General features: G+C 69.6%; 25 protein-coding genes. 9 read left to right on the top strand and 16 right to left on the bottom strand.

The window, feature by feature from the left end:
• Positions 1-20 precede the first annotated feature (20 nt).
• The 3 genes from CAL11_RS03690 to CAL11_RS03680 are packed head-to-tail and all read right to left on the bottom strand — an operon-like array spanning position 21 to position 3,485.
• On the bottom strand, positions 21-1,214 hold the full coding sequence (locus CAL11_RS03690) for a thiolase family protein (protein WP_086092191.1): 1,194 nt from the start codon (positions 1,212-1,214) through the stop codon (positions 21-23).
• A 55-nt stretch (positions 1,215-1,269) separates the two neighbouring features.
• Positions 1,270-2,298 carry an acyl-CoA dehydrogenase family protein gene (locus tag CAL11_RS03685; protein WP_086092190.1) on the bottom strand — a complete coding sequence of 343 codons (1,029 nt, stop codon included), beginning with the start codon at positions 2,296-2,298 and terminating at the stop codon, positions 1,270-1,272.
• Between the two features lie 26 nt (positions 2,299-2,324).
• On the bottom strand, positions 2,325-3,485 hold the full coding sequence (locus CAL11_RS03680; RefSeq protein ID WP_086092189.1) for an acyl-CoA dehydrogenase family protein: 1,161 nt from the start codon (positions 3,483-3,485) through the stop codon (positions 2,325-2,327).
• A gap of 197 nt (positions 3,486-3,682) precedes the next feature.
• Between CAL11_RS03680 and CAL11_RS03675 the strand changes: the two genes are divergently transcribed.
• A complete protein-coding gene (locus CAL11_RS03675) occupies positions 3,683-4,600 on the top strand; it encodes a LysR family transcriptional regulator (protein ID WP_347876364.1) in 918 nt (305 codons plus the stop codon).
• A gap of 10 nt (positions 4,601-4,610) precedes the next feature.
• Here CAL11_RS03675 and CAL11_RS03670 read toward each other — a convergent pair whose 3' ends face one another.
• From CAL11_RS03670 to CAL11_RS03655, 4 genes are all read right to left on the bottom strand, one after another.
• Positions 4,611-5,582, bottom strand: coding sequence for a Bug family tripartite tricarboxylate transporter substrate binding protein (locus CAL11_RS03670; RefSeq protein ID WP_086092187.1), 972 nt, complete (start codon positions 5,580-5,582; stop codon positions 4,611-4,613).
• Between the two features lie 65 nt (positions 5,583-5,647).
• Positions 5,648-6,433, bottom strand: coding sequence for a crotonase/enoyl-CoA hydratase family protein (locus tag CAL11_RS03665; RefSeq protein WP_086092186.1), 786 nt, complete (start codon positions 6,431-6,433; stop codon positions 5,648-5,650).
• Entirely contained in the window at positions 6,426-7,658 is a 1,233-nt protein-coding gene (locus CAL11_RS03660; protein ID WP_086092185.1) for a CaiB/BaiF CoA transferase family protein, read from the bottom strand. The genes CAL11_RS03665 and CAL11_RS03660 overlap by 8 nt, the downstream gene beginning before the upstream one ends.
• 195 nt (positions 7,659-7,853) lie before the next feature.
• Positions 7,854-8,609, bottom strand: a complete 756-nt coding sequence (locus CAL11_RS03655; protein WP_086092184.1) for a TerC family protein — start codon at positions 8,607-8,609, stop codon at positions 7,854-7,856.
• Positions 8,610-8,718: 109 nt separating this feature from the next.
• On the opposite strand from CAL11_RS03655, the gene CAL11_RS03650 reads away from it, so the two are divergent.
• Positions 8,719-9,237: an MgtC/SapB family protein gene (locus CAL11_RS03650; protein WP_086092183.1), complete on the top strand. Its 519-nt coding sequence runs from the start codon at positions 8,719-8,721 to the stop codon at positions 9,235-9,237.
• Here CAL11_RS03650 and fusA read toward each other — a convergent pair.
• The 4 genes from fusA to CAL11_RS03630 all read right to left on the bottom strand — a co-directional run bounded on the left by fusA (position 9,234) and on the right by CAL11_RS03630 (position 14,112).
• Positions 9,234-11,357: an elongation factor G gene (fusA, locus tag CAL11_RS03645; RefSeq protein ID WP_086092182.1), complete on the bottom strand. Its 2,124-nt coding sequence runs from the start codon at positions 11,355-11,357 to the stop codon at positions 9,234-9,236. The genes CAL11_RS03650 and fusA overlap by 4 nt on opposite strands.
• Before the next feature lie 368 nt (positions 11,358-11,725).
• The gene (locus tag CAL11_RS03640; protein WP_003814701.1) at positions 11,726-12,196 is read right to left on the bottom strand and encodes a universal stress protein; all 471 of its coding nucleotides are present in this window, start codon (positions 12,194-12,196) and stop codon (positions 11,726-11,728) included.
• Between the two features lie 88 nt (positions 12,197-12,284).
• Complete coding sequence (locus tag CAL11_RS03635) at positions 12,285-12,629, bottom strand: TIGR01244 family sulfur transferase (protein WP_033463982.1); 345 nt, start codon at positions 12,627-12,629, stop codon at positions 12,285-12,287.
• Between the two features lie 82 nt (positions 12,630-12,711).
• Complete coding sequence (locus CAL11_RS03630) at positions 12,712-14,112, bottom strand: PLP-dependent aminotransferase family protein (protein WP_080699812.1); 1,401 nt, start codon at positions 14,110-14,112, stop codon at positions 12,712-12,714.
• 188 nt (positions 14,113-14,300) lie between these two features.
• Here CAL11_RS03630 and CAL11_RS03625 point away from each other — a divergent pair, with 188 nt between their 5' ends.
• The 3 genes from CAL11_RS03625 (at position 14,301) to CAL11_RS03615 (ending at position 16,882) form a co-directional block, all read left to right on the top strand.
• Positions 14,301-15,215: a DMT family transporter gene (locus CAL11_RS03625; RefSeq protein ID WP_033463988.1), complete on the top strand. Its 915-nt coding sequence runs from the start codon at positions 14,301-14,303 to the stop codon at positions 15,213-15,215.
• Positions 15,212-15,871, top strand: coding sequence for a LysE family translocator (locus tag CAL11_RS03620; RefSeq protein ID WP_033463991.1), 660 nt, complete (start codon positions 15,212-15,214; stop codon positions 15,869-15,871). Before CAL11_RS03625 ends, CAL11_RS03620 begins: the two co-directional genes overlap by 4 nt.
• Before the next feature lie 87 nt (positions 15,872-15,958).
• Positions 15,959-16,882, top strand: coding sequence for an alpha/beta hydrolase (locus CAL11_RS03615; protein ID WP_033463993.1), 924 nt, complete (start codon positions 15,959-15,961; stop codon positions 16,880-16,882).
• A 5-nt stretch (positions 16,883-16,887) separates the two neighbouring features.
• Here the strand turns inward: CAL11_RS03615 and CAL11_RS03610 are convergent, their stop codons facing one another.
• Entirely contained in the window at positions 16,888-17,343 is a 456-nt protein-coding gene (locus tag CAL11_RS03610) for a multidrug/biocide efflux PACE transporter (RefSeq protein ID WP_086092181.1), read from the bottom strand.
• A complete protein-coding gene (locus tag CAL11_RS03605; RefSeq protein WP_244172906.1) occupies positions 17,340-18,341 on the bottom strand; it encodes a ChbG/HpnK family deacetylase in 1,002 nt (333 codons plus the stop codon). Before CAL11_RS03605 ends, CAL11_RS03610 begins: the two co-directional genes overlap by 4 nt.
• Here CAL11_RS03605 and CAL11_RS03600 point away from each other — a divergent pair.
• On the top strand, positions 18,276-18,671 hold the full coding sequence (locus CAL11_RS03600) for a GtrA family protein (protein ID WP_244172905.1): 396 nt from the start codon (positions 18,276-18,278) through the stop codon (positions 18,669-18,671). The genes CAL11_RS03605 and CAL11_RS03600 overlap by 66 nt on opposite strands.
• On the opposite strand, the gene CAL11_RS03595 is transcribed toward CAL11_RS03600, so the two are convergent.
• A complete protein-coding gene (locus tag CAL11_RS03595) occupies positions 18,631-20,250 on the bottom strand; it encodes an ArnT family glycosyltransferase (RefSeq protein ID WP_086092179.1) in 1,620 nt (539 codons plus the stop codon). The genes CAL11_RS03600 and CAL11_RS03595 overlap by 41 nt on opposite strands.
• Positions 20,247-21,305 carry a glycosyltransferase family 2 protein gene (locus CAL11_RS03590; protein ID WP_086092178.1) on the bottom strand — a complete coding sequence of 353 codons (1,059 nt, stop codon included), beginning with the start codon at positions 21,303-21,305 and terminating at the stop codon, positions 20,247-20,249. The genes CAL11_RS03595 and CAL11_RS03590 overlap by 4 nt, the downstream gene beginning before the upstream one ends.
• A gap of 130 nt (positions 21,306-21,435) precedes the next feature.
• Between CAL11_RS03590 and CAL11_RS03585 the strand changes: the two genes are divergently transcribed.
• From CAL11_RS03585 to CAL11_RS03575, 3 genes are all read left to right on the top strand, one after another.
• Positions 21,436-21,951, top strand: coding sequence for a GNAT family N-acetyltransferase (locus CAL11_RS03585; RefSeq protein WP_086092177.1), 516 nt, complete (start codon positions 21,436-21,438; stop codon positions 21,949-21,951).
• Positions 21,952-22,148: 197 nt separating this feature from the next.
• Positions 22,149-23,354 (top strand): sodium/glutamate symporter, encoded by a 1,206-nt coding sequence (gene gltS / locus CAL11_RS03580; protein WP_086092176.1) that lies wholly within the window; start codon positions 22,149-22,151, stop codon positions 23,352-23,354.
• A complete protein-coding gene (locus CAL11_RS03575) occupies positions 23,351-24,862 on the top strand; it encodes a TAXI family TRAP transporter solute-binding subunit (RefSeq protein WP_033464006.1) in 1,512 nt (503 codons plus the stop codon). The genes gltS and CAL11_RS03575 overlap by 4 nt, the downstream gene beginning before the upstream one ends.
• A gap of 15 nt (positions 24,863-24,877) precedes the next feature.
• On the opposite strand, the gene CAL11_RS03570 is transcribed toward CAL11_RS03575, so the two are convergent.
• Positions 24,878-26,191, bottom strand: coding sequence for a short-chain fatty acid transporter (locus tag CAL11_RS03570; protein WP_033464009.1), 1,314 nt, complete (start codon positions 26,189-26,191; stop codon positions 24,878-24,880).
• Positions 26,192-26,378: the final 187 nt, after the last annotated feature.

The raw sequence follows: 26,378 nt of genomic DNA, 5'->3' as shown, positions 1-26,378 counted from the left end.
GGCCGGCGGGCGGCTCGGCGTCAGACCCGTTCGATGGCGATCGCGGTCGCTTCGCCGCCGCCCAGGCACAGGCCGGCCACGCCGCGGCGCAGGCCACGACGCTGCAACGCATGTATCAGCGTGACGATGAGACGCGCGCCCGTGGCACCGACCGGATGCCCCAAGGCGCAGGCGCCGCCGTTGACGTTGACCCGGTCGGCCGGCAGGCCCAATTCGCGCAGGGCGATCATCGTCACGACCGCGAACGCCTCGTTGATCTCGAACAGGTCGACCGAGTCGCGGCTCCAGCCCACCCGCTCGAACAGCCGCGCGATGGCGCGCACGGGCGCGGCCGGAAACTGGCCCGGCGGCAACGCCGCGGTGGCATGGCCGACGATGCGCGCCAGGGGCGCCAGCCCCAGGCGCTCGGCGTGCGCCTGCCGCGTCAGCACCAAGGCCGCCGCGCCGTCGGAGATCGAGGAGGCGTTGCCGGCGGTCACCGTGCCGTCGGCGTTGAAGGCCGGCTTGAAGCTGGCCAGCCGCGACACGTCGCACAGGCCGGGCGTCTCGTCCACGGCAACCATGCCGGCCGGCGCGCCGCGACGCGCCAGCCCGGCCATCGGCGCGATTTCATCGGCGAACTCGCCTTCGGCGACGCTGCGTTGCGCCCGCAGTACGCTCTCGTGCGCGTACGCATCCTGCTGTTCGCGGGAGAAGCCGTATTCGCGCGCGGCCAGGTCGGCGTAATGCCCCATCAACCGGCCTTCGTAGGCATCCTGCAGGCCGTCGCGGTACATGTGGTCGAGCAACTGGCCATCGCCGAGCCGATAGCCCTGCCGCGCCTTGGGGATCAGATGCGGCGCATTGCTCATCGACTCCATGCCGCCGGCCAGCACCACATCGGCCGATCCGGCGCATAGCATGTCGTGCGCCAGCATGGCGGCCTTCATGCCCGAACCGCACATCTTGCTCAGGGTGGTGGCCTGCACCTCGGTCGGCAGCCCCGCGCCGAGCACGGCCTGGCGCGCCGGCGCCTGCCCCAGCCCGGCGAACAGGCAGCATCCCATCAGCGCCTCCTGCGCCGCGTCGGGCGGCAAGCCCGCCTGCCGCACCGCGGCGGCCAGCGCATGGGCGCCCAGTTGCGGCGCGCTGTAGTGCGCCAGCGCGCCCTGGAACGCGCCGATGGGCGTGCGCCGCGCCGCGACGATGACTACCGGATCTGGATTGACGGACATGTTGAACCTCGAAAAAGGGGTAGGAAAAAAAAGCAGAGCCGGCGCGCGGACGGCGCTACGCCTGGGCGGCGGACACCAGCCCGCGCACCGTGTCCAGCAGCGTTCGCCCGTCATCGGCCAGTACGCGCCGGCCGAGCAGCTCGGCGCAATCGTCTTCGCTCGTTCCAACGGCGCGCCACTCGTGCAGCCGCGCCGTGTACAGGCCGAGCGGCAATTCCTCGGTGATGCCGATGGCGCCATGCACCGCGTGCGCCAGCGCGCAGACTACGGGCACGGCCTCGCAGGCCCGGAGCCGGGCGCAGGCGGCAAGCGCCGGATCGGGAAACAGCGCGCCGCTGGCGCATGCCAGCCGCGCGGCCATGGCCACCGCCGCCACCTGCTCGGCCAGCACGCTGATGTCCTGCTGGATCGCCTGGAACCGTCCCAGGACCTGTCCAAACTGATGTCGCTCCCGCGCATAAGCCACGCAGCAGTCCAGCACCGCCTGCATGGCTCCTGCCATGCCCGCGGCATCGGCCGCATTGCGCCAGGCCTGCACCGCCCCGGCGGGCACCGCGGCGCGGCCGGCATGCGCCGGCATGCCGCGCCACGCAGGCGCGCCGCTGGCGCCGGGCCGGAACAGGCCGGGCAGTGCCATGTCCGGCGCCGGCCACAGCGCCAGGCAGCCGTCGCGCTCGACCGCCACCGCCTGCGCCAGCCCCGCGCCCGCGATGGGCGCGCAGCGCCAGCCGGCGCCATCGGGCAGCGCCGCGCCCAGGGCGATGGGCCCGTCCGGCACGGCCTGCCCGGCGGCGCGCAGCAAGGCGCGCGCCAGCAGGGTGTCGGCGAACGGAAACGGCAAGGCCATGGCCCCGGCTGCCCGCAACAAACCTTCCGCGTCGGCAAGCGACAGGCCGGCGCCGCCGTGTTCGGCGGGCGACAGGGCGTCGCCATAGCCCAGGGCGTCCACCGCGTTCCAGGTATGCGCGGCGGCGGCGCGCGGATCGGCCGCGGCTTCGATCTCGCGCACCCGCTCCAGCGGACACAGGCCGGCCAACGCACGGACGAACGTTTCGTATAGATCCTGCTGCATGGTGGACGCCATGTCCTCCCCCTCGATGTAGGTCCGCCTCAGCGCAGCCCGAGCTCGCGCGCGATGATCCCGCGCAGGATATGGCGCGTTCCGCCGCGCAAGGAAAACGTTGGATTGATCAGCGTCAGATAGGCCAGCGTACGCATCAGCGCCGCGTCGGGCGCGGGCCGCGGACTGGCGCGCAACGCCTGCCCTATCAGCTCGGGAACCGTCTGTTCGAACTCCGTGCCCAGGTCTTTCACCAGCACGGCGGCAAGGCTGGCGTCGGCGCCCTGCTCGAGCCGCTGCGATACCGCCAGCGACATGGAGCGCAGCACCGCCAGCCGTGCGGCCAGGCGGCCCGCCATGCGGACCTGCTCCCGCGGCGGCGCGGGGTCGCGGCGCAGATGGGCCAGCCAGCCATCGAGCAGGACCATGCTGGAATAGATGCGCTCCGGGCCGCTGCGCTCGAGCGCCAGTTCGGCCATCACCTGCCGCCAGCCGCTGCCTTCCTCGCCCACCAGCGCATCGTGCGGCAGCAGCACATTGTCGAACAGCACTTCGCAGAAATGCGCATCGCCGGCGATGTCGCGGATGGGCCGGATCTCGATGCCCGGCAGCGCAAGGTCGAAGATCATCTGCGACAGCCCGCGGTGGCGATCCTCCGGCGTGCCGGAGGTGCGCACCAGCGCGCACATGTAGTGCGAGCGGTGGGCGTTCGTCGTCCAGATCTTGCGTCCGTTCAGCAGCCAGCCGTCGGCGACGGGCGTGGCGCGCGTGCGCACGCTGGCCAGGTCCGACCCGGTATCGGGTTCGCTCATGCCGATGGCGAAGAAGGCTTCGCCGCGGATGATCCTGGGCAGGTAGAACGCGCGCTGCGCCGGCGAACCGAAACGCAGGATCAATGGCGCGGTCTGGCGGTCGGCGATCCAGTGCGCCGACACCGGCGCGCCGGCGGCCAGCAGTTCCTCGCTGAGCACGAAGCGCGCGAAATTGCTGCGGCCCGCGCCGCCGTACTCGACGGGCAGCGTCAGGCCCAGCCAGCCCTGCCGCGCCAGCGCTCGGCTGAATCCGGCGTCATACCCCATCCAGGAGCGCGCCCGCCGATCCGCCGGCATCTCTCTCAGCGCCTCTTCCAGGAAGGCGCGCACGGCCGGGCGCAGGGCCTCGTCGCGCGCGGGAATGGCGGCAGGCTGCAGCGCCTCGATGATAGTGCCCAAGATGGCTCCCGTAAGTGCGGCGGCACGGCACCGCGCACGCGCCACGGTTCTCGAAGCTGCCGTGAAACCCATGGCCCGCGCGGCTGCGCGGGCATCACGACAATCTACACGGAGCACATATCACGGTCTAATATTAGATGTGGACCGGGCAATACATCATGCATATCGCAAGCCCGGCGCATCACCGGAGGCGCGCCGTGGAGCTACGCCAGCTCAAGCAACTGTTGGTCCTGTCCGAAACGCTCAATTTCCACCGGGCGGCCGAACGGCTTCATATGGCGCAACCACCCCTTTCCACCGCAATCAAGAAACTGGAACAGGAACTGGGCGTGCAGCTGTTCGAACGGCTGCCCGCGGGCCTGCGGCCCACGCCGGCGGCCGAGGTGGTGTTGCGCTATGCGCGCGCCACGCTGTTCTACGCCGATGAAATCCAGCGCGCGGCCCAGGAAGGCGCCAGCGGCAAGCAAGGCATGCTCAAGGTGGGCTTTGTCGGCTCTTCGGTCTACTCGCTGATGCCGCAACTGCTGTCGGCGTTCCGCAAGGACTACCCGCGCGTGGACCTGGTCATCGAGGAATCCACCACCGTGGACCTGCTGCGCCGCCTGGACGCGCACACGCTGGACGTCGCGCTGGTGCGCTTTCCGGTGCTGGAGCCGTCGACGGCCCGCATAACGCTGCTGCAGGCCGATCACCTGATGCTGGCGGTGCCGGCCGGCAGCCGCTACGCGCAGCGCGACGACGTCGCGCTCGACGAGCTGGCGGACGAACCGTTCATCGGCTATTCGCGCACGCACGTGCCGGGCATGCATGCGTTGATCATGTACGCGTTCCAGCAGTATGGCGTGGTGCCTCACATCACGCAGGAGGCCATCCAGGTGCAGACCATACTGAGCCTGGTGGAGAGCGGACTGGGCCTGGCCATCGTGCCCAAGGTGGCATGTCGGCAGGCTGGCGGCGGCGTGCGGCTGGTCAACGTGCCGCAACTGGCCGAAACCATCAAGGTCGGCATCGCCCTGGCCGTGCATCCCGACAACGCCACGCCGACCACCGCCAACTTCGTCGACATGGCGTGCCGCCTGATGCAGGCCGGGCCGGCCGCCGGCCCGCCGCGCTGAGCCTGAAGCGCTATTCCTGCTGGATGTTGGCCAGTTCGGCGATGCGCCGCATGGACGCCAGCTCGTCGCGCTGGAACGCCGCCAGCGTGTCGGGGCCGCCGACGAAAGGCTCGCCGCCCAGTTTCTCCATGAACGCCTTGCCCTCCCCGCTGCGCACCAGCGCCTGGACGGCTTCGGACACGCGCGCGACGATGGCCGGATCGATCTTCGCGGGAAAGAACGCGGCGGTCCAGGCATACGCCTCGAACCCCTTGTTGCCGCTTTCCTGCATGGTGGGCACGTCGGGCAGGTCCTTGATGCGCCGTGTGCTGGTCACCGCCAGCGGCCGCAATTTGCCGCCGCGGATCAACGGCAACGCGGCGCTGACGTCGGCCACGCTGTATTGCACGACGCCCCCGGCCACGTCGGCCAGCGCGGCCGACGTGCCCTTGTACGGCACGTGGGTGGCCTTGATTCCGTTCTGCTCGTGGAACAGCTCCAGCACGACCTGGTAGGTCGCGGTGCCGCTGGCGAAGTTGAGCTGGCCGGGCGCGGCCCGCGCGGCGGCCACCAGATCGGCGACGCTGCGATACGGCGAGTTGGCCGGCACGACCAGGGCCATCGGAAAGCGGGCGATCGGCGCGACCGGGGCAAAGTCCTTGACCGCGTCGTAGGGCAGGCTCTTGAAGACGGCCGCGTTGGTCGTCATGGGCGAATTGCTGGCGACGAACAGGGTGTAGCCGTCGGGCGGCGCGGTGGCCACCGCCTGGGCGGCGATGAAGCTGTTGGCGCCGGGCCGGTTCTCCACGACGAAGGGTTGCTTGAAGCGTTGCGCCAGATGCCTGGACAGGAACCGCGCGGTCGTGTCCGCGCCGCTGCCCGGCGGCAGGGACACGATGATCTTCACCGGATGCGCGGGATAGCCGGCCTCCGCGCGGGCGTTGCCGCCCTGCGCCAGCCCAACGACGGACAATGCCGCAAGGGCCAGGGTCCTGGGATGCATGGTCGTCTCCGTTCTGTTGGTCTTGTCGAATGCCGCGGCGGCCGCAAGCCCGCCGCGGGGCAGCCTCAGCCGCGCTTGCGGCTCAGATAGGTATCGAGCGCGTCGGCATGCTCCGGCGTGTGATGCGCCAGCGCCTGGAAGCCCGCCGACAGCTCCAGCAAGGTGTCCAGCCGCGTATGCTGGCCCTCGCGCAGGAGCCGCTTGGTCAGGCGCAGCGCATGGCCGGAATGCTGGGCAATCTCCTGGGCCAGCGCCAGCGCCGCCGGCAGCAGCGCGTCGGCGTCCAACACCTCCGAGACCAGGCCCAGTTCGCAGGCCCACGCGGCATCGATGCTGCGGCCGGTGAACGACAGTTCGCAGGCGCGCGACATGCCGACGATGCGCGGCAGCAGCCAGGCGCCGCCGTCGCCCGGCGTCAGGCCCAGCTTGACGAAACTCTCGGCAAAGCTGGCCTGCCGGGCGGCCAGCCGGATATCGCACATGCAGGCCAGGTCGCAACCGGCGCCGATGGCCGGCCCATTGACCGCGGCGATGGTCGGCACCTCCAGGTTGTACAGCGCCAGCGGGATGCGCTGGATACCGCTGCGGTAGGCCTGGCGGCTGTGCACCGGCTCGCCCAGCCCGGCGCCCACCGTATCGGCCAGCGTCTTGAGGTTGCCGCCGGACGAGAACACGCCATGCGAGCCGGTCAGCACCACGGCCCGCACCGACAGGTCCGCGCCGATCCGCGCGCAGGCCTCGACCAGCTCCTCGACCGCGTCGGCGTCGGACAGGGCGTTGCGGGTGCCTTCGCGGTCCATGGTCAACAGCAGCACGCCGCCATGCCGTTCATGCCGCAGGAAATCAGTCATGGCCGGCTCCCGTTGGCAGTTCGCCGGGCGCGGCAATGGCCGCTCCGTCGCGCAGCAGCGCGGCGATGGCCTCGTCGCCGTATCCGGCTTCCTTGAGCACGTCGACGCTGTGCTCGCCCAGGCGCGGCGCGTGGCCGCGCGGCTGGGGCGGCGTGCCGGACCACCGCGACGGCACCGCCATCATGCGCACCGCGCCTTCGCTGGGATGATCCACCGTGCCGAAAAATCCGATGGCCTCCAGATGCGGGTCGCGCAGCAGCGACGCCATGGTGTGCACGGGCATGGCGGGGATGTCGGCGGCCTCGAACGCGGCCAGCCACTCCTCGGTGGTGCGGGTGGCGATGGCGTCCGAGACCAGGCGATAAATGGCGTGGATGTGCTGGGTGCGGGTGCCGATGTCGCGAAACCGCGGGTCGGCCGCGTCGCGGCCTGGCTGCCCCATGATCTCGAAAAACGCCTTCCAGTGCTTGTCCGCATAGAGCAGGACGCAGATGTGGCCGTTCCTGGTGGCGTAGGGGCGCCGGTCGGCGTTCAGGATGCGCGGATAGCCGGGCGGCCCCAGGGGCGGCTCGAAAGTCTGGCCCATCATGTGGTCGCCCAGGATCAGGTGCGCCATGGTTTCGAACATGGGCACGTCGATGGCCTGCCCCTGGCCCGTGCGGGCGCGGTGGTACAGGCCGGCGGTGACGGCGTTGGCGGCGCTGATGCCGACGATGCGGTCGACCATGGCGCTGGGCGCGTAGCGCGGGATGTCGCTGCCGGCCTCGACCGACAGCGACGGGATTCCCACCGCGCCCTGGATCAGGTCGTCATAGGCCGCCCGGGCGGCGTAGGGGCCGCGCTGGTCGTAGCCGTACATGCCGACGTAGAGGATCGACGGATTGGCTTGCGCCACCTCGGCGTAGGACAGCCCCAGCCGCGCCATCGCCTGGGGACGCACGTTGTAGACCAGCACATCGCAGGTGGCGGCCACCTTGAGCAGCGCCTGCCGGCCGGCGGGGTTTTTCAGGTCCAGGGCAATGCTGCGCTTGCTGCGGTTGGCGTGCAGGAAGATGCCCCCCATGTCCGCATGGCGGCCGGGCCCGATGCCGCGCACGTTGTCGCCGGCGGGCGGTTCGACCTTGATGACGTCGGCGCCCAGGTCGCCCAGTATCTGCGTCGCGTACGGCCCCATCAGCACGGTCGTGATGTCGAGGATGCGCACGCCCTCCAAGGGGCCGCTCATGCGTCGCCTCCGCCATGCCCCGCCCCGGCGCGCGCGGGGTGCCCGGCCATGCGCTTTCCAGTATCGCCTGCTTGCATCGCAACTCCTGCCCTGGATGTTCGTTGCGAACATCCTAGGCAAGAAGCGGGCGCGGCGGAAATACTATATTTGGGTCGGCCGATACATCGCAGGTATTGCCGGCGCGCGGCCGCGGCCTCACCCGCCGGCGGCCCCCGCGCCGCGCCGCTCGCGCGCGCGGCGCGCCATCATGTTCAGCCCCTCGACCAGGGCCGAGAACGTCATCGCGGCGTAGATATAGCCCTTGGGCACATGCGCGCCGAACCCTTCGGCGATCAGCGTCATGCCTATCATCATCAGGAAAGCCAGCGCCAGCATGACCACCGTGGGATTGCGCTCGATGAAGCGCGCCAGGGGCTCGGCCGCCAGCAGCATGACCGCCACCGCGACGATGACCGCCACGAACATGATGGGAATGTGTTCGGTCATGCCCACGGCGGTGATGATGCTGTCGATCGAGAACACCAGGTCCAGCATCAGGATCTGCGCCACCGCCGCGGCAAAGCCCAGGGTGGCCGCCTTGCCGCCGAACATGTCGCCGCCCGGGTTGGGGTCGACATGGTGGTGGATCTCCTTGGTGGCCTTCCAGACCAGGAACAGGCCGCCGGCCACCAGGATGACGTCGCGCCACGAGAACCCGTGGCCGAACAGTTCGAACACCGGCTGCGTCAGCTGCACGATGAACGCCACCGTGCCCAGCAGCGCCAGCCGCAGGATCAGCGCCATGCCGATCCCGATGCGCCGCGCCCTGGTCTGGTGCTGGGGCGGCAGCTTGTTGGTGAGTATGGAGATGAAGATGAGGTTGTCGATGCCCAGCACGACTTCCATGGCTATGAGGGTAGCCAGCGCTGCCCAGGCGGCGGGTTGCTGGGCCAGCGAAACAAGGTAGTCCATCGGCGTCTCCAACGCAGGCGGGTTTGTCGATCATAACGACCCGAAGCCGCCGTGCACAGCGCCGCGTTGCCCTGCTATGCTGGAATTCCTTTCCTGGGAGCGCGCTGCCATGGGCACCATCTGGATGGAAATCTGGTCCACCGTGCGTAACGAATTCGCCGACATCCCGGACGTCGCCGAGGCCACCCGCATCGTGCTGCGGCTGGGCATGGCGGTGGTGCTGGGCGGGCTGCTGGGCTACGAACGGGAACGCAGCGGCAAGGCCGCCGGGCTGCGCACCCACATGCTGGTGGCGCTGGGCGCGGCGCTGTTCGTGCTGGTGCCGCTGCAAGGCGGCATGGAGGTCGGCGACCTCAGCCGCGTGCTGCAGGGCGTGATCGCCGGCATCGGCTTCCTGGGCGCGGGAGCCATCATCAAGCTGGGCCACGAGGGCGAAATCCGCGGCCTGACCACCTCGGCCGGCATCTGGCTGACCGCGGCGATCGGCGTGGCCGCCGGCATGGGGCGCGAGGCCACCGCGCTGGCCAGCACGCTGATCGCCCTGTTCGTCCTGGCGGCGCTGCGCCGCCTGGAAAAACGCATCGCGGCCCGCGACGACAAGCGGGTCGTCGCCCAATCGCCGCACTAGCCCCGCGCCGCCGCCCCCGAGCCGCGGGCGGCGATGATCTGCTCGGCCACCTGGCGCGGCGCCTCGGCGTAATGCTTGAACTCCATGCTGTAGGTGGCGCGCCCCTGCGTCAGAGAACGCAGCGACGTGGAGTAGCCGAACATCTCGGCCAGGGGCACTTCGGCGCGCACCAGCTTGCCGCCGCCGCCGGCGATGTCCTCCATGCCCTGCACCATGCCGCGCCGCGACGACAGGTCGCCCATCACGTTGCCCGTGAAATCCTCCGGCGTCTCGACCTCCACGTGCATCATGGGTTCGAGCAGCACCGGCCTGGCGCGCCGCATGCCTTCCTTGAAGGCCATCGACGCCGCCATGCGGAACGCATTCTCGTTCGAGTCCACGTCGTGGTAGGAGCCGAATACCAGCGTGACCTTGACGTCGACCACCGGATAGCCCGCCAGCACGCCGGCATTCAGCGTCTCGCGCACCCCGCGGTCGACCGCGGGGATGAACTCGCGCGGCACCACGCCGCCCTTGATCGCATCGACGAACTCGTAGCCCTTGCCCTGCTCCTGCGGTTCCAGCTTGAGCACCACATGGCCGTACTGGCCGCGTCCGCCCGACTGCTTGACGAACTTGCCCTCGACGTCGGTGACGGTGGACCGTATGGTCTCGCGGTAGGCGACCTGGGGCTTGCCCACGTTGGCCTCGACCCCGAACTCGCGCTTCATGCGATCGACCAGGATTTCCAGGTGCAGTTCGCCCATGCCCGAAATAATGGTCTGGCCGGACTCTTCGTCGGTCCGCACCCGGAACGACGGATCCTCCTGCGCCAGCCGGTTGAGCGCGATGCCCATTTTTTCCTGGTCGGCCTTGGTGCGGGGCTCGACGGCCTGCGAAATCACCGGCTCGGGGAAGGTCATGCGCTCGAGGATGATGACGTGCGCCGGATCGGTCAGCGTGTCGCCGGTGGTGATTTCCTTGATGCCGACCGCGGCGGCGATGTCGCCGGCGTATACCTCGCTGATTTCGCGGCGTTCGTTGGCATGCATCTGCAGGATGCGGCCCAGCCGCTCTTTCTTGCTCTTGAGCGGGTTGAGCACCGAGTCGCCCGACTTGACCACGCCCGAGTAGACCCGGAAGAAAACCAGCTGGCCCACGAAGGGATCGGTCATGATCTTGAACGCCAGCGCCGAGAACGGCTCGTCGTCGGCGGGATGGCGCTCGATCTCGCGGTCGCGCTCGTCGTGGCCGATGATGGCGGGCACGTCCGCCGGCGAGGGCAGGTAGTCGATGACGGCGTCCAGCATGGCCTGCACGCCCTTGTTCTTGAACGCGCTGCCGCACAGCATGGGCACGATCTCGTTGGCGACGGTGCGGGCGCGCAGGCCGCTCTTGATTTCGTCCTCGCTCAGCGGCTGGCCCGACAGGTATTTCTCGAGCAGGGCCTCGTTGGCCTCGGCCGCCTTCTCGACCATTTTCTCGCGCCACTGCTCGGCCTGCGCCTGGAGTTCGGGCGGAATGTCGCGGTACTCGAAACGCACGCCCTGGCTGGCGTCGTCCCAGATGATGGCCTTCATCTTGACCAGGTCCACCACCCCTTCGAAGTGGTCCTCGGCGCCGACCGGAATCTGTATCGGCACGGCGTCGCCCTTCAGACGCTCGACGATCTGGCGCTGCACGCGGAAGAAGTCGGCCCCGACGCGATCCATCTTGTTGACGAACGCGATGCGCGGCACGCCGTATTTGTTGGCCTGGCGCCAGACCGTCTCGGACTGCGGCTGCACGCCGCCCACCGAGTCGTAGACCATACAGGCGCCGTCGAGCACCCGCATCGAGCGTTCGACTTCGATGGTGAAGTCCACGTGCCCCGGGGTGTCGATGATATTGATGCGGTGCTCGGGATAGTTGCCGGCCATGCCGCGCCAGAACGCCGTGGTGGCGGCCGACGTGATGGTGATGCCGCGCTCCTGTTCCTGCTCCATCCAGTCCATGGTCGCCGCGCCTTCGTGCACCTCGCCCAGCTTGTGGGTAATGCCGGTGTAGAAGAGGATGCGCTCGGTGGTCGTGGTCTTGCCCGCGTCGATGTGGGCGCTGATGCCGATGTTGCGGTAGCGTTCGATGCTCGTCCTGCGAGTCATGATGGCCTCTTGATGGCAAGGGATCGTGGTTTTTCCACGCGTCGCGGAGGTCGTCCGCGCCGCCTTGCGCACCTGCGCTGCAATCGGCTGTGGCTGGATCTGGCGCCGATGCGCTACCGCAGACAATACTACGACTGGCGCCGCCCATGGCAGATATCCCTGGCGTCGCCGGGGTGGCTTGCCGCATGGCGCAGGACGCCGTGGGCGCCTGTCCCTGCTGGGACAGGCACCCCGCCGTACGCCATCGACGCCAGCCTGCCAAGACAGTCTCCGCCCCCCGGGACAGACGCCCAAGCAATCGACAGGCCCAAAAAAGCCCCGCGGCCTGTGCGGCCAGCGGGGCTGGTGCGGCGCCGGGACGGCCAGCGCTATTTCTTGTCCTTGTCTTCCTTGACCCGGTACACCAGCACGGCGGTATGGGCCAGCGACAGCACCTTGGCGGTGACGCTGCCCAGCAGCAGGCGCGACAGCCCGCTGCGACCGTGGCTGCCGATGAAGATCAGGTCGCAGCCGGCCTCGCCGGCGGCCTGGACGATGCCGTCGGCCACGTTGAAATTGGAGACAGCGCGCGACTCGGCCTTGACCCCGGCGGTTTCGGCGCGGTCGAGGATCAGCTTGAGATATTTCTCAGCCTGTTCGGCCGAAGCCTTTTCGTAGTCTTCGTCGGTAATGGCGTAGGCGGCGGCCATGCCATCGAACCCGATGGTGGCGGCAAACGGCTGCGTGACATGCAGCGCGACGACTTCGGCCCCGGTGGAGCGGGCAAAGCAGATGCCCGCATTGGCTGCTTGCGCGGACAGCGGGGAACCGTCCGTGGGAATCAGGATCTTCTTGAACATGCTGCCTGCTCCTGTCTGGTAAGAGACTCCATGCTAACGGAAAACCCGCCGCCGACGCACCCCGGGGGAGACCCGCCCTTGACCCGCGTCAACCCAGTTGCCGGGCGGCCGCGAACAGGTTGGTGCAGCGGGTGCCGGTACGGCAATAGGCCAGCACGGGGCCGGGCATCGTGCGCAACAGTTCGGCGAAGCGCGCGACATCGGCGGCGGTCATCGCGCTGCCGACCACCGGCTGGTACTCGACCTGCAAACCCAGCGCCTGGGCGGCCTGCGACACATCGGCGGCGGTGGGCTGGTCGGGGCCGCCCTCGAAATCGGGCCGGTTGATGATGACGCTCTTGTAACCCGCGGCGGCCACGTCGGCCATGTCGGCCGGCCCCAGCTGGGGCGCAACGGCGAAATTCTCGGTAAGGGGCTTGATAGCGGCGGACATGGTTGCAACCTCGAATGGTGAAGCGCCGGAGAGGCGGGATCTGTGGAAAGTATATTCAGTTCTGCGGGTCAGCGCGCAGGCCCTATTGCGCCACCACCGCCGCGATCGATTGCCAGATACCCGGCGTGTCGACCATGGCGACCGAGAACCGCAGCATGGTAGACGGCGCGCCGCTGGGCGAGAACAGCGTGCCTGGCGCCAGCAGCATGCCGCGCTCGGCGGCGTTGCGCGCCACCGGCTCGGAATCGCGGCCGCAGTCGGCCCAGACGAACATGCCGGCGTGCGGCTCGTGCGGGACGGACAGCCCGAGCTGCTGCAGGGCCTGGATGCTGCGCAGGCGCGCCTCGTTGACGCGCGCGCGCACGCGCTCGATGTGGCGCCGGTATTGCCCTTCGACCAGCACCCGGTGCACCACCCGCTCGCCCAGTTCCGGCGAGGTCAGCCCGGCCAGCATTTTCAGGTCGGTCAGGCGCTGCAGCGTCTCGGCCCCGGCGGCGATATAGCCCACGCGCAGGCTGGCCGCCAGCATCTTGGAAAAGCCGCCCACCAGGATCACGCGCTCGAGGCGGTCGAGCGCCGCCAGCTTCATCGCGCCGCCCGGGTGCAGGTCGGCATAGGTGTCGTCCTCGACCACCATGAAATCATGACGCTCGGCCAGGCGCAGGATGTCGTAGGCCGCGCCGGCCGACAAGGTGTGGCCCGTGGGGTTGTGGACCGCGCCGTTGATGATGTACAGCCGCGGCTTGTGCTCGGCCGCCAGGCGGTCGAGCATGGCCAGGTCCGGGCCGTCGGGGCCGCGCGGCACGCCGATCGGGCGCGCGCCGAACGCGGCCAGGCGCCCGAAAATGACGAACCACGCCGGGTCTTCGACCAGTACGGTATCGCCCGGCTTGATCAGGTGGCGCGCCACGATGTCCAGGCCATGCGTGACACCGTTGGTGGTCAGCAGATTGCGCTCCGGATGGGCCGGCACGCCATCGGCCTGCAGCATGGAGGCCAGTTGCTGGCGCAGCGGCGCGTAGCCCTGCGGGCTGCCGTACGACACCAGGTTGCCGCGCACCGTGCGGCCCACCGCGCGCACCGCCGCGGCCACCATATCGGGGTCGAGCCACTCGGGCGGCAGCAGGCCGGCGCCGCCCGGCATGCCGGCGGCGGTTTCGCGGAACATGTTGCGCAGCAGCCAGCTCACGTCCACCCGCACCGGGGTCTCGGGCGCGGCCTGCGGCGCCCGCGCGCTCGCCAGGGCGGTCAGGGAGGCGCTGCGGGCCCGCACGAAAAACCCGGCGCCGCGCCGGGATTGCACCAGCCCGCGCGCCACCAGCCGATCATAGGCCTCGACCACGGTGAAGCGGCTGACACCGCTTTGCTCGGCCATCCGGCGTATCGACGGCAGCCGGGTGCCCGGCCGCAGGCCATGTTCGTCGATGCGCCGCGCCAGGTCATCGGCCAACTGCGTCACCAGGGTGGCGTCGGCCTGCCGCACCGGCTGCCACCCGGCGCCGGAAGGGGGGGAAGTCGCAACTGTCATGGTGGTTTTACCAGGCCAGTGATTAAAGTGATATGAAAAAGTGTACCGGTACTGTACCGATATCTATGCGTAGAGTGACACCAATGCAACGGATCGGCAAGCCCGGTCGGCCAGTTTCCCCCATCCTGAGGCAATTCTTTCCCATGTCCCCCCCTAGCGCGCAAGCATCGGCACCGTCCGCGTCCCCCCACGTCTCGAGCTGGGAAGGCTATGGCTACGGATTGATCGGTGTCCTGGTGTTCGCCCTGACCCTGCCCATGACCCGGCTCGCCGTCGGCGAACTCTCGCCGCTGCTGGTCGGACTGGGCCGCGCCCTGCTGGCGGCCGTGCCGGCGGCCGCGCTGCTGTGGCTGACGCGCAGCCGGCGTCCCGACCGGGCAGAATGGTCCGGCATCGTGCTGGCCGCCGCCGGCATCGTGGTGGGCTGGCCGGTCGCCTCGACGCTGGCCATGGCGTCGGTGCCGGCCGCGCATGGCGCGGTGTTCAACGGCCTGCTGCCGCTGTCGACGGCGGTATTCGCCGCCTGGCGCAGCGGCGAGCGGCCCTCGCCGGCCTTCTGGGGCTTCGCGGTGCTGGGCGCCGTCCTGGTGGCGGGCTATGCGTTGCGGCAGGGCCACGGCGCCCTGCAGCCAGGCGACCTGTGGCTGCTGTTGGCGGTGGTGCTGGGCGGCATGGGCTACGCCGAGGGCGCCCGGGCCAGCCGCACGCTGGGCGGCTGGCGCACCATCTGCTGGGCGCTGGTGGTCAGCGTGCCGGCGCTGCTGCCGACCGTGCTGTGGCTGGCGCGCGACGCGGCCTGGCCCAGCCTGCCGGTGGCCGGCGCGTTTGCCTACCTGGCCTTCGGCTCGATGTTCCTGGGATTCTTCGCCTGGTATCGCGGCCTGGCCATTGGCGGCATTGCGCGGGTGGGACAGATCCAGCTGCTGCAACCGTTTCTTACGGTTGTCGCGGCCGCCCTGCTGTTCAATGAGCAGGTCGAACCCATTACCTATGTGTTTGCCGTGGCGGTGGTGGCTGTCATCGCCGGCGGCCGGCGCGCCATGGTGCGAAAAGCATGATCGGCTCCGACCTGACCTCCCTCGACCAGGCGCCCCTGGCCTCGCTGTCGGTATTGACGCCGCTGGTGCTGTTCACGCTGGTCAACTCGCTGACTCCCGGGCCGAACAACGTGATGCTGGCCTCCTCGGGGCTGACCTTCGGCTTTCGCCGCACGATTCCCCACCTGCTGGGGATCTCGGTCGGCTTTTCTATCATGCTGCTGATGGTCGGCCTGGGGCTGGGCGCCACGCTGGAGCGCCTGCCCTGGCTGTACTCGACGCTGAAATACGGCGGCGCCGCCTATCTGCTGTACCTGGCCTGGAAAATCGCCACCTCGGGCCCGATGGAAAGCGGCGCCGAACGCGGCAAGCCGCTGACCTTCATCCAGGCCGCGCTGTTCCAGTGGGTCAACCCCAAGGCCTGGGTCATGATCGTCAGCGTGGTGGCGACCTATACGCCGCAACATGGCTATTTCGCCAACCTCATCATCGCGACCCTGGTGTGCGGCGTGGTCAACCTGCCCAGCGTGGGCGTGTGGGCCGCCTTCGGCATGGCGCTGCGCCGCTGGCTGCACCGCCCGGCCGCGGTGCGCGGCTTCAATGTCGGCATGGCGGTGCTGCTGGTGGTGTCGCTGTATCCGGTGGGCCTGGACCTGCTGGCGCTGTATACCGGCTGACGCCGGGGAACTGGCGGGCACGCCGCATGGTCTGAGCAGGAGGCACGGGGCGCCGCGCGCCCTCCAAGACGAACAAGCTCCGGTTACATGGTTTCCCTGCCCTTCAGACTCTCGTGGCGCCGCATGGCCGCCGTGCTGCTATTGGCGGCCGGCGCGCTGGGCTTCAACCAGCTCGACGCCTGGCAGCGCCAGGCCATCTTCTCGCCGCAGACCGATCAGCAGCGCTGGTGGCGCGAACCGCCGGCGGGCACCGAGGTGTTCGACCTGGCGCTGCCTAACGGCGACAAGGTGCATGCCTGGTACTGGCAGAGCCCGCGCCGCGACGCGCCGACCGTGCTGTACCTGCACGGCGCGCGCTGGAACCTCAACGGCAGCGCGTTCCGCATGGAGGGCTGGACCCGCATGGGCTACTCGATGCTGGCGATCGATTATCGCGGCTTCGGCCAGTCGACGCCGCTGCTGCCCTCGGAGCAAAGCGCCTCGCAGGACGCCGTCGCGGCGCTGCAGGAGCTGGCGCGCCGCCAGCCCGACCCGGCGCGCCGCTTCATCTACGGCCACAGCCTGGGCGGCGCGATCGCCATCGACCTGGCGGCGCGGCCCGACCTGCCGCCGTTCGCGGGGCTGATCGTCGAATCCAGTTTCACCAGCATCGGGGCCATGCTCGGTACGATGAAGTGGGGCTGGGTACCCGGCGCCACGCTGCTGGTCACGCAACCGTTCGCCTCGGTGGACAAGCTGGCCGCGCTGACCACCCCCATGTTGCTGCTGCATGGCACCGCCGACCGCGTCGTGCCGCACACCATGAGCGACGAACTCTATCGCGCCGCGCAACAGGTGCCGGCCGACCTCAAGCGGCTGGTGAAGATCGAAGGCGCGTCGCACTCGGGCGCGATCCGCAGCGGACGCATCTATGAAGATGCCGTGGCCGACTTCGTGCGCGACGCCGGCCGCGGCTATGCCGGCCGCCAGGGCGCCCCGACCCCGCTCACGGCCTCCCGGCCCGGCGCCTGAGCGGCTCAGGCGCCGGCCGGCTCGATCCGGCCCCACCAGCGCGCGCGCAGCTTGTCATAGGCCAGGTTGTAGAAGAAGGCGTAGGGCAGGTAGAACATCAGCAGGCCGATGTCCAGCATGAACGCCTCCCAGAAGCTGATGGACAGCCACCAGGCGGCCAACGGCACGATGATCAGCACCAGGCCCAGCTCGAAGCCCACCGCATGCGCCACGCGCACCGGCATGGTGCGGGCCACGCCGAAGCGGCGCTCCAGCCGTTCGAAGCCGGCGTTGTAGACCATGTTCCACAGCAGCGCGATCCAGGCGATGACCGCGGTCAGCACGCCCATGTCGAACAGCGGCTGGTCCATGGCCCAGGCCGCCACCGGCGCGCTCAGGCCAATGGCGATGATTTCGAAGAAGAACGCATGCAGGAAGCGTTCCTTGATGGTTTTGGGGGCTTGTTTCGAGGAAGAACTCATAAACGGCTTGCCAGGCGCCGGAAGCTGCCGGAATGCGGAACATTCCGGACCTTACCCGATTCCTGGCTCGCCTGCCGGCCACGGACCTGGCTCAGGCGCACGATGCGCAAGCCGTTGCGCGCCAGCCACGTGCCCAGCTCGGGGTGCGCCAGCACGGCGTACTCGGCGGCGCGCTGGGACGCGTGCGCCGCGCCGTGGGCCTGCGGCCAGCCCGGATGGCACATCAGCAGGTCGCCGTCGCGCGCGTTCATCAGCCAATGATGCAGCAGCCCGGCGTAACGGCGCGGCCCGCCCGTGAAATCGTAGACGCCCAGCATGCGCCGGTTGGTCTGCCAGCCCTCCTGGCCGGCGGCGCGCGCCAGCGCCCCGGCGCCCAGCGCGCCAATCAGCCGCGCCTTGGCGGCTTCGGCCAGCGGCAGCCCGAACTGCAGGCCGGGCGCGGTATGGCGCAGCCAGATGCGTTGCCCGGCGTAGCGCCGCTTGAGCAAGGCGCGCAGGCGCGGCAGGATGCCGGGCAGCTGGTGCACGTGCTGATGGCCGTCGACGTAGTCGGGCGCGCGGCCGAAGGCCCGCTCGAACGCATCGAACTGGCTGGCCAGCCGCGCATCGATCCAGTCCGGATCGAGCTGGCCGGCGTAGGCGCGCCACAGCAGGGTCGCCAGCCCGGGCGCGGCCGGGGCGGCGCCGGCGAAGGCTTCGGTGAAATCGACATGGACGCCCAGGTCGACGTCCAGGCGCGCCAGCGCCGGCGCATCGGCGGCGAACGCCGGCGCCAGCGGCATGCAGCTGACCGCGCTCAGGCGTCCCGCGCCGGCCAGTTCGATGAGCGCGCCATCGATGGCCTCGTTCATGCCAAAATCATCGCCGCACACCGCGATGCGCCGGCAACGGACATCGCCGCCCTGATTCCTCACGGGAGCCCCCTCTTCGACATGCGCGGCCTGCTGCGACAGATTGCCTGGTTCATTGCCGTCGGCTGCGCCGCGGCCGCCACCCATTGGGCCGTCGCGGTCGCCTGCGTGGAATGGGCCGGCCTGCCCCCGCTGGGGGCCAACGTGGTGGGCTGGCTGCTGGCTTTCGTCGTATCGTTCACTGGTCATTTCAGACTCACTTTCCGCCACCTTGCGGCATCCTGGACCATAGCCGCCCGGCGTTTCTTCCTTGTGTCAGCCCTGGGTTTCGCCGTCAATGAGCTGTCATATGCCTGGCTGCTGCACGCCACGTCGCTGCCCTATGACGTGCTGCTGGCCCTGGTATTGACCGGGCTGGCGTTCCTGACGTTCGTCGCTAGCCGTCTGTGGGCGTTCCGTCACAGACGCGCCCCTTGAAGGCCTCGTCCACCAGCACCAGCCAGAGGCTGCGCCGCGCGTCGGCAAAGCGCGCCGCCTGGCCGCGCAACGGCGCGTAGGCCTGCTCGTCGGCCGCCGTGCCCCAGACCCAGTAGCGGCTGCCCTCCGGCGCCTGGCACAGGCGCTGCTGGAAGGCGTCGGCCGACACCAGCAACTGCTGGCCCAGGGCCGGCTCGAACTGAACCGCGTCGTAGAGCTCCTTGCGCCAATTGTCGCGCTTGGGAATTTCCGGATTGGTCCAGTCGTCGACCACCCACATCGGCCGGGACGCATGGGCATACAGCTGCAGGTCGAACGGGTAGGTATGCAGGGCCACCAGCGTGTCGTCCGGGCGCAGTTCGTCGCGCAGCGACAGGGCCAGCTCGCGTGAACTGCCGCGGGCGTTGAACGACGCCACGAACACCGCGGTCACGCAGATGGCCGCCGCCACCAGGGCGCTGACGCGCGCCATGCGGCGCGTGGCCCGCGCCACCGCCGGGTCGCGCAAGGCGCCCATCACCACTTCGGCCAGCAGGAAGGCAAGCGGCGGCAGCACCGGCATGATGTAGCCGACCAGCTTGGACTGAGGCATCGAGAAGAACGCCACGATGACCGCCAGCCAGACCAGCGCCAGGCGGCGCAAGCCGTCCGGGTCGGCGTCGGCGGCCCAGAATTGCTTGCGCAGCAAGCCGCCGGCCCACAACGACCACGGCAGCGCCAGCCCGGCGATGACGGGCAGGTAGAACCAGAACGGCTGCACATTGTTGAAGCCGGACTGCGCGAAGCGCTCGAAATGCTGGTGGACGAAGAAGTAGTCGAAAAAACCCGGGTAGCGCGCCTGCATCAGCCAGAACCAGGGCACGGCCACCACCGCGAACGCCAGGATGGCGGGCGGCCACAGCAGGACCCGCAGGCCGCGCCAGTCGCGCCGCCACGCCAGCCAGGCCAGCAGGACCGCGCCCGGCAGCACCAGCCCGATCAGCCCCTTGGCCAGCATGGCCAGCGCGGCGCACACGCCGGTGGCCAGGGCCATGGCGCGCCAGGCCTGTCCGGCGCGGGCACGCAGCGCCGTGTCGGCGCCTGCCAGCACGCACAGCGTGATCATGCCGGCCACCAGCATGTCCATGTTGGCGTACTGGGCGCCGCCGAAGAACAGCGGCAGCGTGGCCAGCACCAGCACGCACAGCGTCGCCGACGCGGCGTCGCGATGGCGGCGCACGAACAGGTACAGCGCGGCGACGCTGGCCCAGGCGGCCAGCGCCGAGGGCAGGCGCGCGGCCCACTCGTTGACGCCGAACAGGCGAAACGACAGCTCGGCCAGCCAGTAGTACAGCGGCGGCTTGTGGAAATACGGCATGCCGTCGATCAGCGGCACCGCGAACGAGCCGTTGCGCAGCATGTCCCAGGCCACGCCGGCGTAGCGCCCTTCGTCGGGCAGCGCCAGGGGCCGCATCCAGGACAGGAAGGCCAGCCAGACGCCGACCGCGAGAAGTAGCCAGCCCGCCGCGGGCAGGGGCCAGGACCTGGCCTGGCCAGGGGAAACCGCATGGGGTTGCATGGATTGGGTAGCGAGAGTCATTGGGAACGCGCCTTGGCCGCGCGCTTGGCGCGCCCGCGGCGTTGACGGGCGATGAACAGGGGCCGGCCTTTCACTTCGTCGAAGATCCGGGCCACGTACTCGCCCACCACGCCCAGTGAAATCAGGTTGATGCCGGCAAAGAACAGCAGCGCGGTGACGATGGTGGTCCAGCCGGAGACCGCGTTGCCGCTGATGAGATAGTCGGCCACCAGGTAGCCGGCGTAGGACAGCGACAGCAGCGCGAACAGCACGCCGATGAGGCTGACCAGCCGCAGCGGCCAGGTGGTGAAGGCGGTCAGGCCGTCGAAGGCCAGGCGAAACAGCTTCCAGGCGCTGAAGTGGCTGGCGCCATGGCGGCGCGCTTGCGGGGTATAGGGCAAGGCCTGCGACTTGAAGCCCACCCAGGCGTACAGCCCCTTCATGAAGCGGGTGCGCTCGGGCAGCGCCACCAGGGCCTCGACCACGCGCCGGTCCATCAGCCGGAAGTCGCCCGCGTGCGGCGGCACCTCGACGCCGCGCGCCGTGCTGAGCAGGCGGTAGAACGCGCGGGCGCCGACGCGCTTGAACCACGACTCGTCGTCGCGCTGGCGCCGCACCGCGTAGACCATGTCGGCGCCGTTGCGCCAGGCTGCCAGCATGTCGCCGATGAGTTCGGGCGGATGCTGCATGTCGGCGTCCAGGCAGATGACGGCGTCGCCGTCGGCGGCTTCCAGGCCGGCCGTCAGGGCGGCCTCCTTGCCGAAATTGCGCGACAGCTGCACGTAGCGGATGCCCTCGACCGCGGACCATTGCGCCATCAGCTCGGCGGTATCGTCGGTGCTGCCGTCGTCGACGACGATGATTTCCCAGCTGGCGCACCATTGCTCCAGGCAGGCGCGCAGGGCCGGCACCAGCACCCGCAGGTTGGCCGCCTCGTTCAGGCCCGGCACCACGCAGCTGACCTGTACGCCGGTGGCGCCGTCCCCCGCCAGCACCGCCATGCGCGCGGACTGCCCGGCGACGGACGCGCCGGCGCCGGCAAGCAGCTGGGATCGGAATTCGGTATACATGAACACACCACGGCGAAATTGACAGGAACGGCCGCAAGTATTCGTGAAGCCCCGTCAAATTTTCATCAAATCCGCCGCTCTTGAGGGCTTGTGCCGGGTCTTGGGTAAAATTGCCGTACCCCGAACGGAGAAGTACGTGCCCCAAAGTTACATTGTGCGAACAATGCGGCCGACCGACGTGGAGGCAGTGCTGCGAGTCCAGGCCGCTGTATACCCGTCCAGCCTGCTCGAGAGCGCCGCCCTGTTCCATAACCGCATCGAGATCTCGCCAGCCACCTGCCAGGTCGCGCTGGACGGCCCGGATCTCATCGGTTACCTGATCGCCTATCCCTGGGACGCCGGCCTGCCGCCGGCCCTGGACCGCTCGCTCGACCACCTGCCCGGCGCCGCCGATACCTGGTTCGTCCACGATTGCGCCGTGCTGCCCGCCGCGCAAGGCGGCGGCGTGGCCGCGGCCCTGCTGGCCGGCGGGCGCGCGCAGGCGCGACGCCTGGGCCTGCGGCGCGCCAGCCTGGTGGCGCTGGCCCCGGCCGTCGGCTATTGGCTGCGGCACGGCTACCAGGCCCTGGCGGACTCGGACGCGCTGCGCGCCAAGCTGGCCGGCTATGGCGACGGGGCCCGCTACATGGTGCGTGCCGACCTGGCCGGCTGAAATATTGAGCCCGGCGCTCAACTGGCCCACAATACGCAATCAGCGAGACTGCCCGCCGCCCCGGAGTCCGGCCGGCGGGCAGGCCGGCCATGGAGCAGCCGGCCAGGCGCATGCGCCGTTGCGCCCGGCCGCGGCTTTCGTGGGGCGCACGACTTCGTCCTGACGTTTCAACCGGCCCCAGACGGCCAAAGGCTCGCATGATTTCCCTCACGCCCGTTCAGTCCTTGCTGGCCTGCTGCCTGGTGCTGGTCGCAGGCCGCATTCTCACCACGCGCATCGGCGTGCTGTCGCGCTACAGCATCCCCGACCCCATCGTCGGCGGCCTGCTGTTCGCCGTCCTGGCCACCGCCCTGGGCACCTGGGGGGGCATCCAGATCTCGCTCGAGACCAATATCAAGCCCACCCTGCTGCTGATCTTCTTCGGCTGCATCGGCCTGACGGCCGACCTCAAGCTGCTGGCGCGCGGCGGGCCGCGGCTGATCGCCTTCCTGCTGGCGTTGGTTCCCTTCCTGGTGCTGCAGAACGTCGTCGGCCTGGGCCTGGCCTGGCTGCTGGACATGCATCCGCTGATGGGGCTGATCGGCGGCACCATCACCCTGGTGGGCGGGCACGGAACCGGCGCCGCCTACGCGGCGCGCTTTGCCGACATCAACAATATCCAGGACGTCATGGCCCTGGCCATGACCGCCGCCACGATCGGCCTGGTGCTCGGCGGCATCATCGGCGGCCCGGTCGCCGAATGGCTGATCCGCCGGCACAAGCTGGATCCGCGCATGGCGGGCAAGGACGCCAACCAGGCGCTGCCCGACGTCGAGACCACCGCCGAGGCGCCCACCGCCACGTCGTTCATCACCTCGCTGACGGCGGTGTTCGTGACGGTCGTGGTCGGCAGCTACCTGGCGGGCCTGGTCGAGGACGCCCCGGTCAGCCTGCCGAATTTCCTGTGGTGCCTGGCCACCGGCGTGATCATCCGCAACTTCGGCGGATACGTCGGCATACGGCTGGACGACCGGGTCTCGGAAATCATCGGATCGATTTCCCTGTCGCTGTTCCTGGGCCTGACCATGATGACGCTGGACCTGTCCAGCGTGGTGCGGCTGGCCGGCCCCCTTGCGCTGATGCTGGTGGCGCAGGCGCTGGTGTGCGCGCTGTACTCCGGCTGGGCGGTGTTCCGGATGCTCAAGCGCGACTACGAGGCGGCCGTCATGGCGGCGGCGTTCTGCGGCTTCGCCATGGGCGCCACCGCGACGGCCATCGCCAATATGCAGGCGCTGACGCGGCGCCACGGCCCGGCGCCCGAATCGTTCATCGTGGTGCCGATCACCGGCGCGTTCCTGGTCGACATCCTGAACGTGATCGTCCTGACCTCGCTGATCGCCCTGCCGTTCGTGGGAGGCATGTGACCATGTTCATCCGCTGGCTCATACTTTCCGCCTGCCTGCTGCTGGCCGCCTGCGGCCGCGCCCCCGATGCCGAGGTGCTGCAGCGCGACGTCGGCCAGACCCTGGCCGCCACCTACGGCCCGGACCTGTTCGACATCGTCGCGCTGCGCCGCATGGGTTCGGCCACCGACAGCACCGCCCCGCCGGACCAGACGCGCCGGGTAGTCTATTACGATGTGGTGCTCGGCCTGAAGAAGGACCTCACCCTGGGCGCGTGGGACCAGCCCGGCGCCGCCGCGCTGGTCAGCCTGCTGGGCGCCGGGCCGCGCAGCATCTCGGGCGTGAAGTCCAGCGGCAACGCCGCCGGCGACCAGATCGTCGCCCACGCCAGCGCCATCTACCAGCGCGACGGCGACCAATGGGTGCACGTCGCGCCGGCCAGTTTCACGGCCGCCGAAGCGCCCTCGCTGGACACCGGCGCGCCGCCGCCGGTAACGCGCCAGCTGCTCCAGACGCTGGAGCAGATCACGCGTTCGGTGCCCTACAGCGCCTCCAGCACCGCCCAGCACGTGGTGCAACAGGAACTGGAGCGCTCGGTGGCGCGCATCAATGGCCGGCTTGCCCGCCTGCAGAAAGGCTACCCGCTGGCCACCGGCCCCGACAAGGGCGAATACCTGGCGTTCGGCCAGGCGCTGGCCGCGGTCGGGCGCAACGGGCAGGTGCGCGTCATTCCGCTGATCACCGGCGGCAGCGCGGACAACATGGCCATGCTGCGCAGCGGCGCGGCGGTGGCCGCCCTCTCGCAGGCCGACATCGCGCAACTGGCCTACGAGGGCAAGGGACCGTTCGAAAGCCAGGGGCCGTTCTCCGGGTTGCGCGCGCTGGGCAGCCTGTATCCGGAACTGGTGCACATCGTGGTGCGCCGGGACGAAGGCATCGCCACGGTGGACGGGCTGCGCGGCAAGAAGATTGCCCTGGGCCCGGCCGGCTCGGCGGTGCGCACCACGCTGGAAACGGTGCTGGCAGCCCATGGGCTGCAGCCGGGGCGCGACTACGAAGTCATCGACACGCCGGCCGCCGCGGCCCTGCCGCAACTGGGCGAAGGGCGGGTCGACGCGGTGGCGCAGGTCATCGGCACGCCGGCCGCGCCCTTGCGCGCGGCGCTGACCCAGGCGCACCTGGAGCTGCTGCCGCTGGACCCGGCCGCGATCGGCAAGCTGGTGCAGGCCGATCCGACCCTGATGGCGCTGGACATCCCGGCCAACACCTATCCCAGCCAGGCCGCCGCCATCCCCACGGTGGGCATGGCGGCGCTGCTGGTCACCACGGCCGACCTGACGCGCGACGAGGCCGCGCATGTGGTGAACGTGGTGTACCGGGCCGGGCAGGACCTGCTGGCAGCCGGGTCCGCGCAGGGCGCGCAGGTATCGGCGGCCAACGCCGGGCGCGGCTTGAGCATTCCCCTGCACGACGGCGCGGTGGAAGCCTTCGAGAAACTGGGCGCGCCGCCCCTGCCCGAGAGCAGGTAGGCGGCTTGCGCGGGGCTAGAAGAAGCTCAGGCCCACCGAGATGATGACGCCGGTCACCACCAGCTGGATGATGCAATAGCCCATGATGTCCTTGGCCTTCAGGCCGGCGATCGCCAGCACCGGCAGGGCCCAGAACGGCTGGAGCATGTTGGTCCAGGCATCGCCCCAGGCGACGGCCATCGCCACCCTCGGCATATCGGCGCCGAGCGCCTGCGCCGCGCTGATCACGATGGGGCTTTGCACCGCCCACTGCCCGCCGCCGGACGGGATGAAGATGTTGACGATGCCGGCGCTGATGAAGGTCCAGAACGGCAGCGTGGCGGCCGAGGCGATCGACACGAACCACTCGGACAAGGTGGCCGCCAGCCCCGAATCCATCATGATGGCCATGATCCCCGCATAGAACGGGAACTGGATCACGATGCCCGCGCCTCCCTTGATGGCCTCGTCCAGGCTGGCCAGCAGCCGGCGCGGCGTGCCGTGCAGCAGGATGGCCAGGATCAGGAAGCTGAAGTTGATGACGTTCAGGTTCAGGCCGGCGCCGCGCACGACGTAGTAGTCGAACATGTAGGCCAACCCGCCCGCGGCGATCAGCCAGGCCAGCACCCGGCTGTTCTCCAGGCGCGCGGCCGGGCGCTTGTCGTCGTCCGAGGCCGGCACGGGCGCCTCTTCCAGGCGCGCCGGATCGACATAGACGCTTTCCTTCTCGTCGGGCAGCATCAGCCGGTTGACCAGCGGCACGAGGACGAACATCGCCACCACGATCACCAGGTTGAAGACCGCGAAAATCGTATCGCCGGTGGGGATGATGCCGATCTTGTCGGCCGAGAAGTGACCCTCGGTGGCGATGGTCAGCGGAATCGAGCCGGCCAGCCCGCCGTGCCAGATGATGAAGCCGGAATAGGCGCTGGCCACCAGCAGCCGGTAATCGACCCGCACCTGGCGGGCGATCTGCTTGGCGAACAGCGCGCCGACCACCAGCCCGAAGCCCCAGTTGAGCCAGCTGGCGGCCAGCGACACCACGCTGACCAGGATGATCGCGCCGCCGGCGCTCGTGGCCAGGCCGGCCAGCCGCGCCAGCATCCGCTTGACCAGCGGCGTGCTCGCCAGCATGTAGCCGGTGACCAGCACCAGCAGCATCTGCATCGCGAAAGTCAGCAGCCCCCAGAAGCCATTGCCCCACCAGCGCACGACGGCCATGGGGGTCTGGCCCTCGATGGCCATGGCCGCCCCGGCCGCGACCAGCGTCAGCAGCACCACGAATACATAAGGGTCGGGCAAATAGCGTTCAACCATTTTCACGGCTGAACGAGACATCAGCTTGAACACATCATCCTCCTGTTGGCTGGCCCGGCGCCGCGGAGGTCCATGGATAATGAACGGGCGGCGCGCAGGACCACTGTCGTTGTTCGACGATAGTCCGGACCTGGCATGCAGGCCCGCGATGCGCGCAGACAGCAAGCGGCCGTCCGCGCGCGGCGCATCCTAACATGCGGTGCGCGCGGGCCCAGCCGGC

It is taken from the genome of Bordetella genomosp. 6 (assembly GCF_002119705.1).
Classification (GTDB): domain Bacteria; phylum Pseudomonadota; class Gammaproteobacteria; order Burkholderiales; family Burkholderiaceae_B; genus Bordetella; species Bordetella bronchiseptica_F.
The sequence above is the reverse complement of the archived record's forward strand: the minus strand, read 5'-3'. Positions and strand labels throughout refer to the sequence as shown.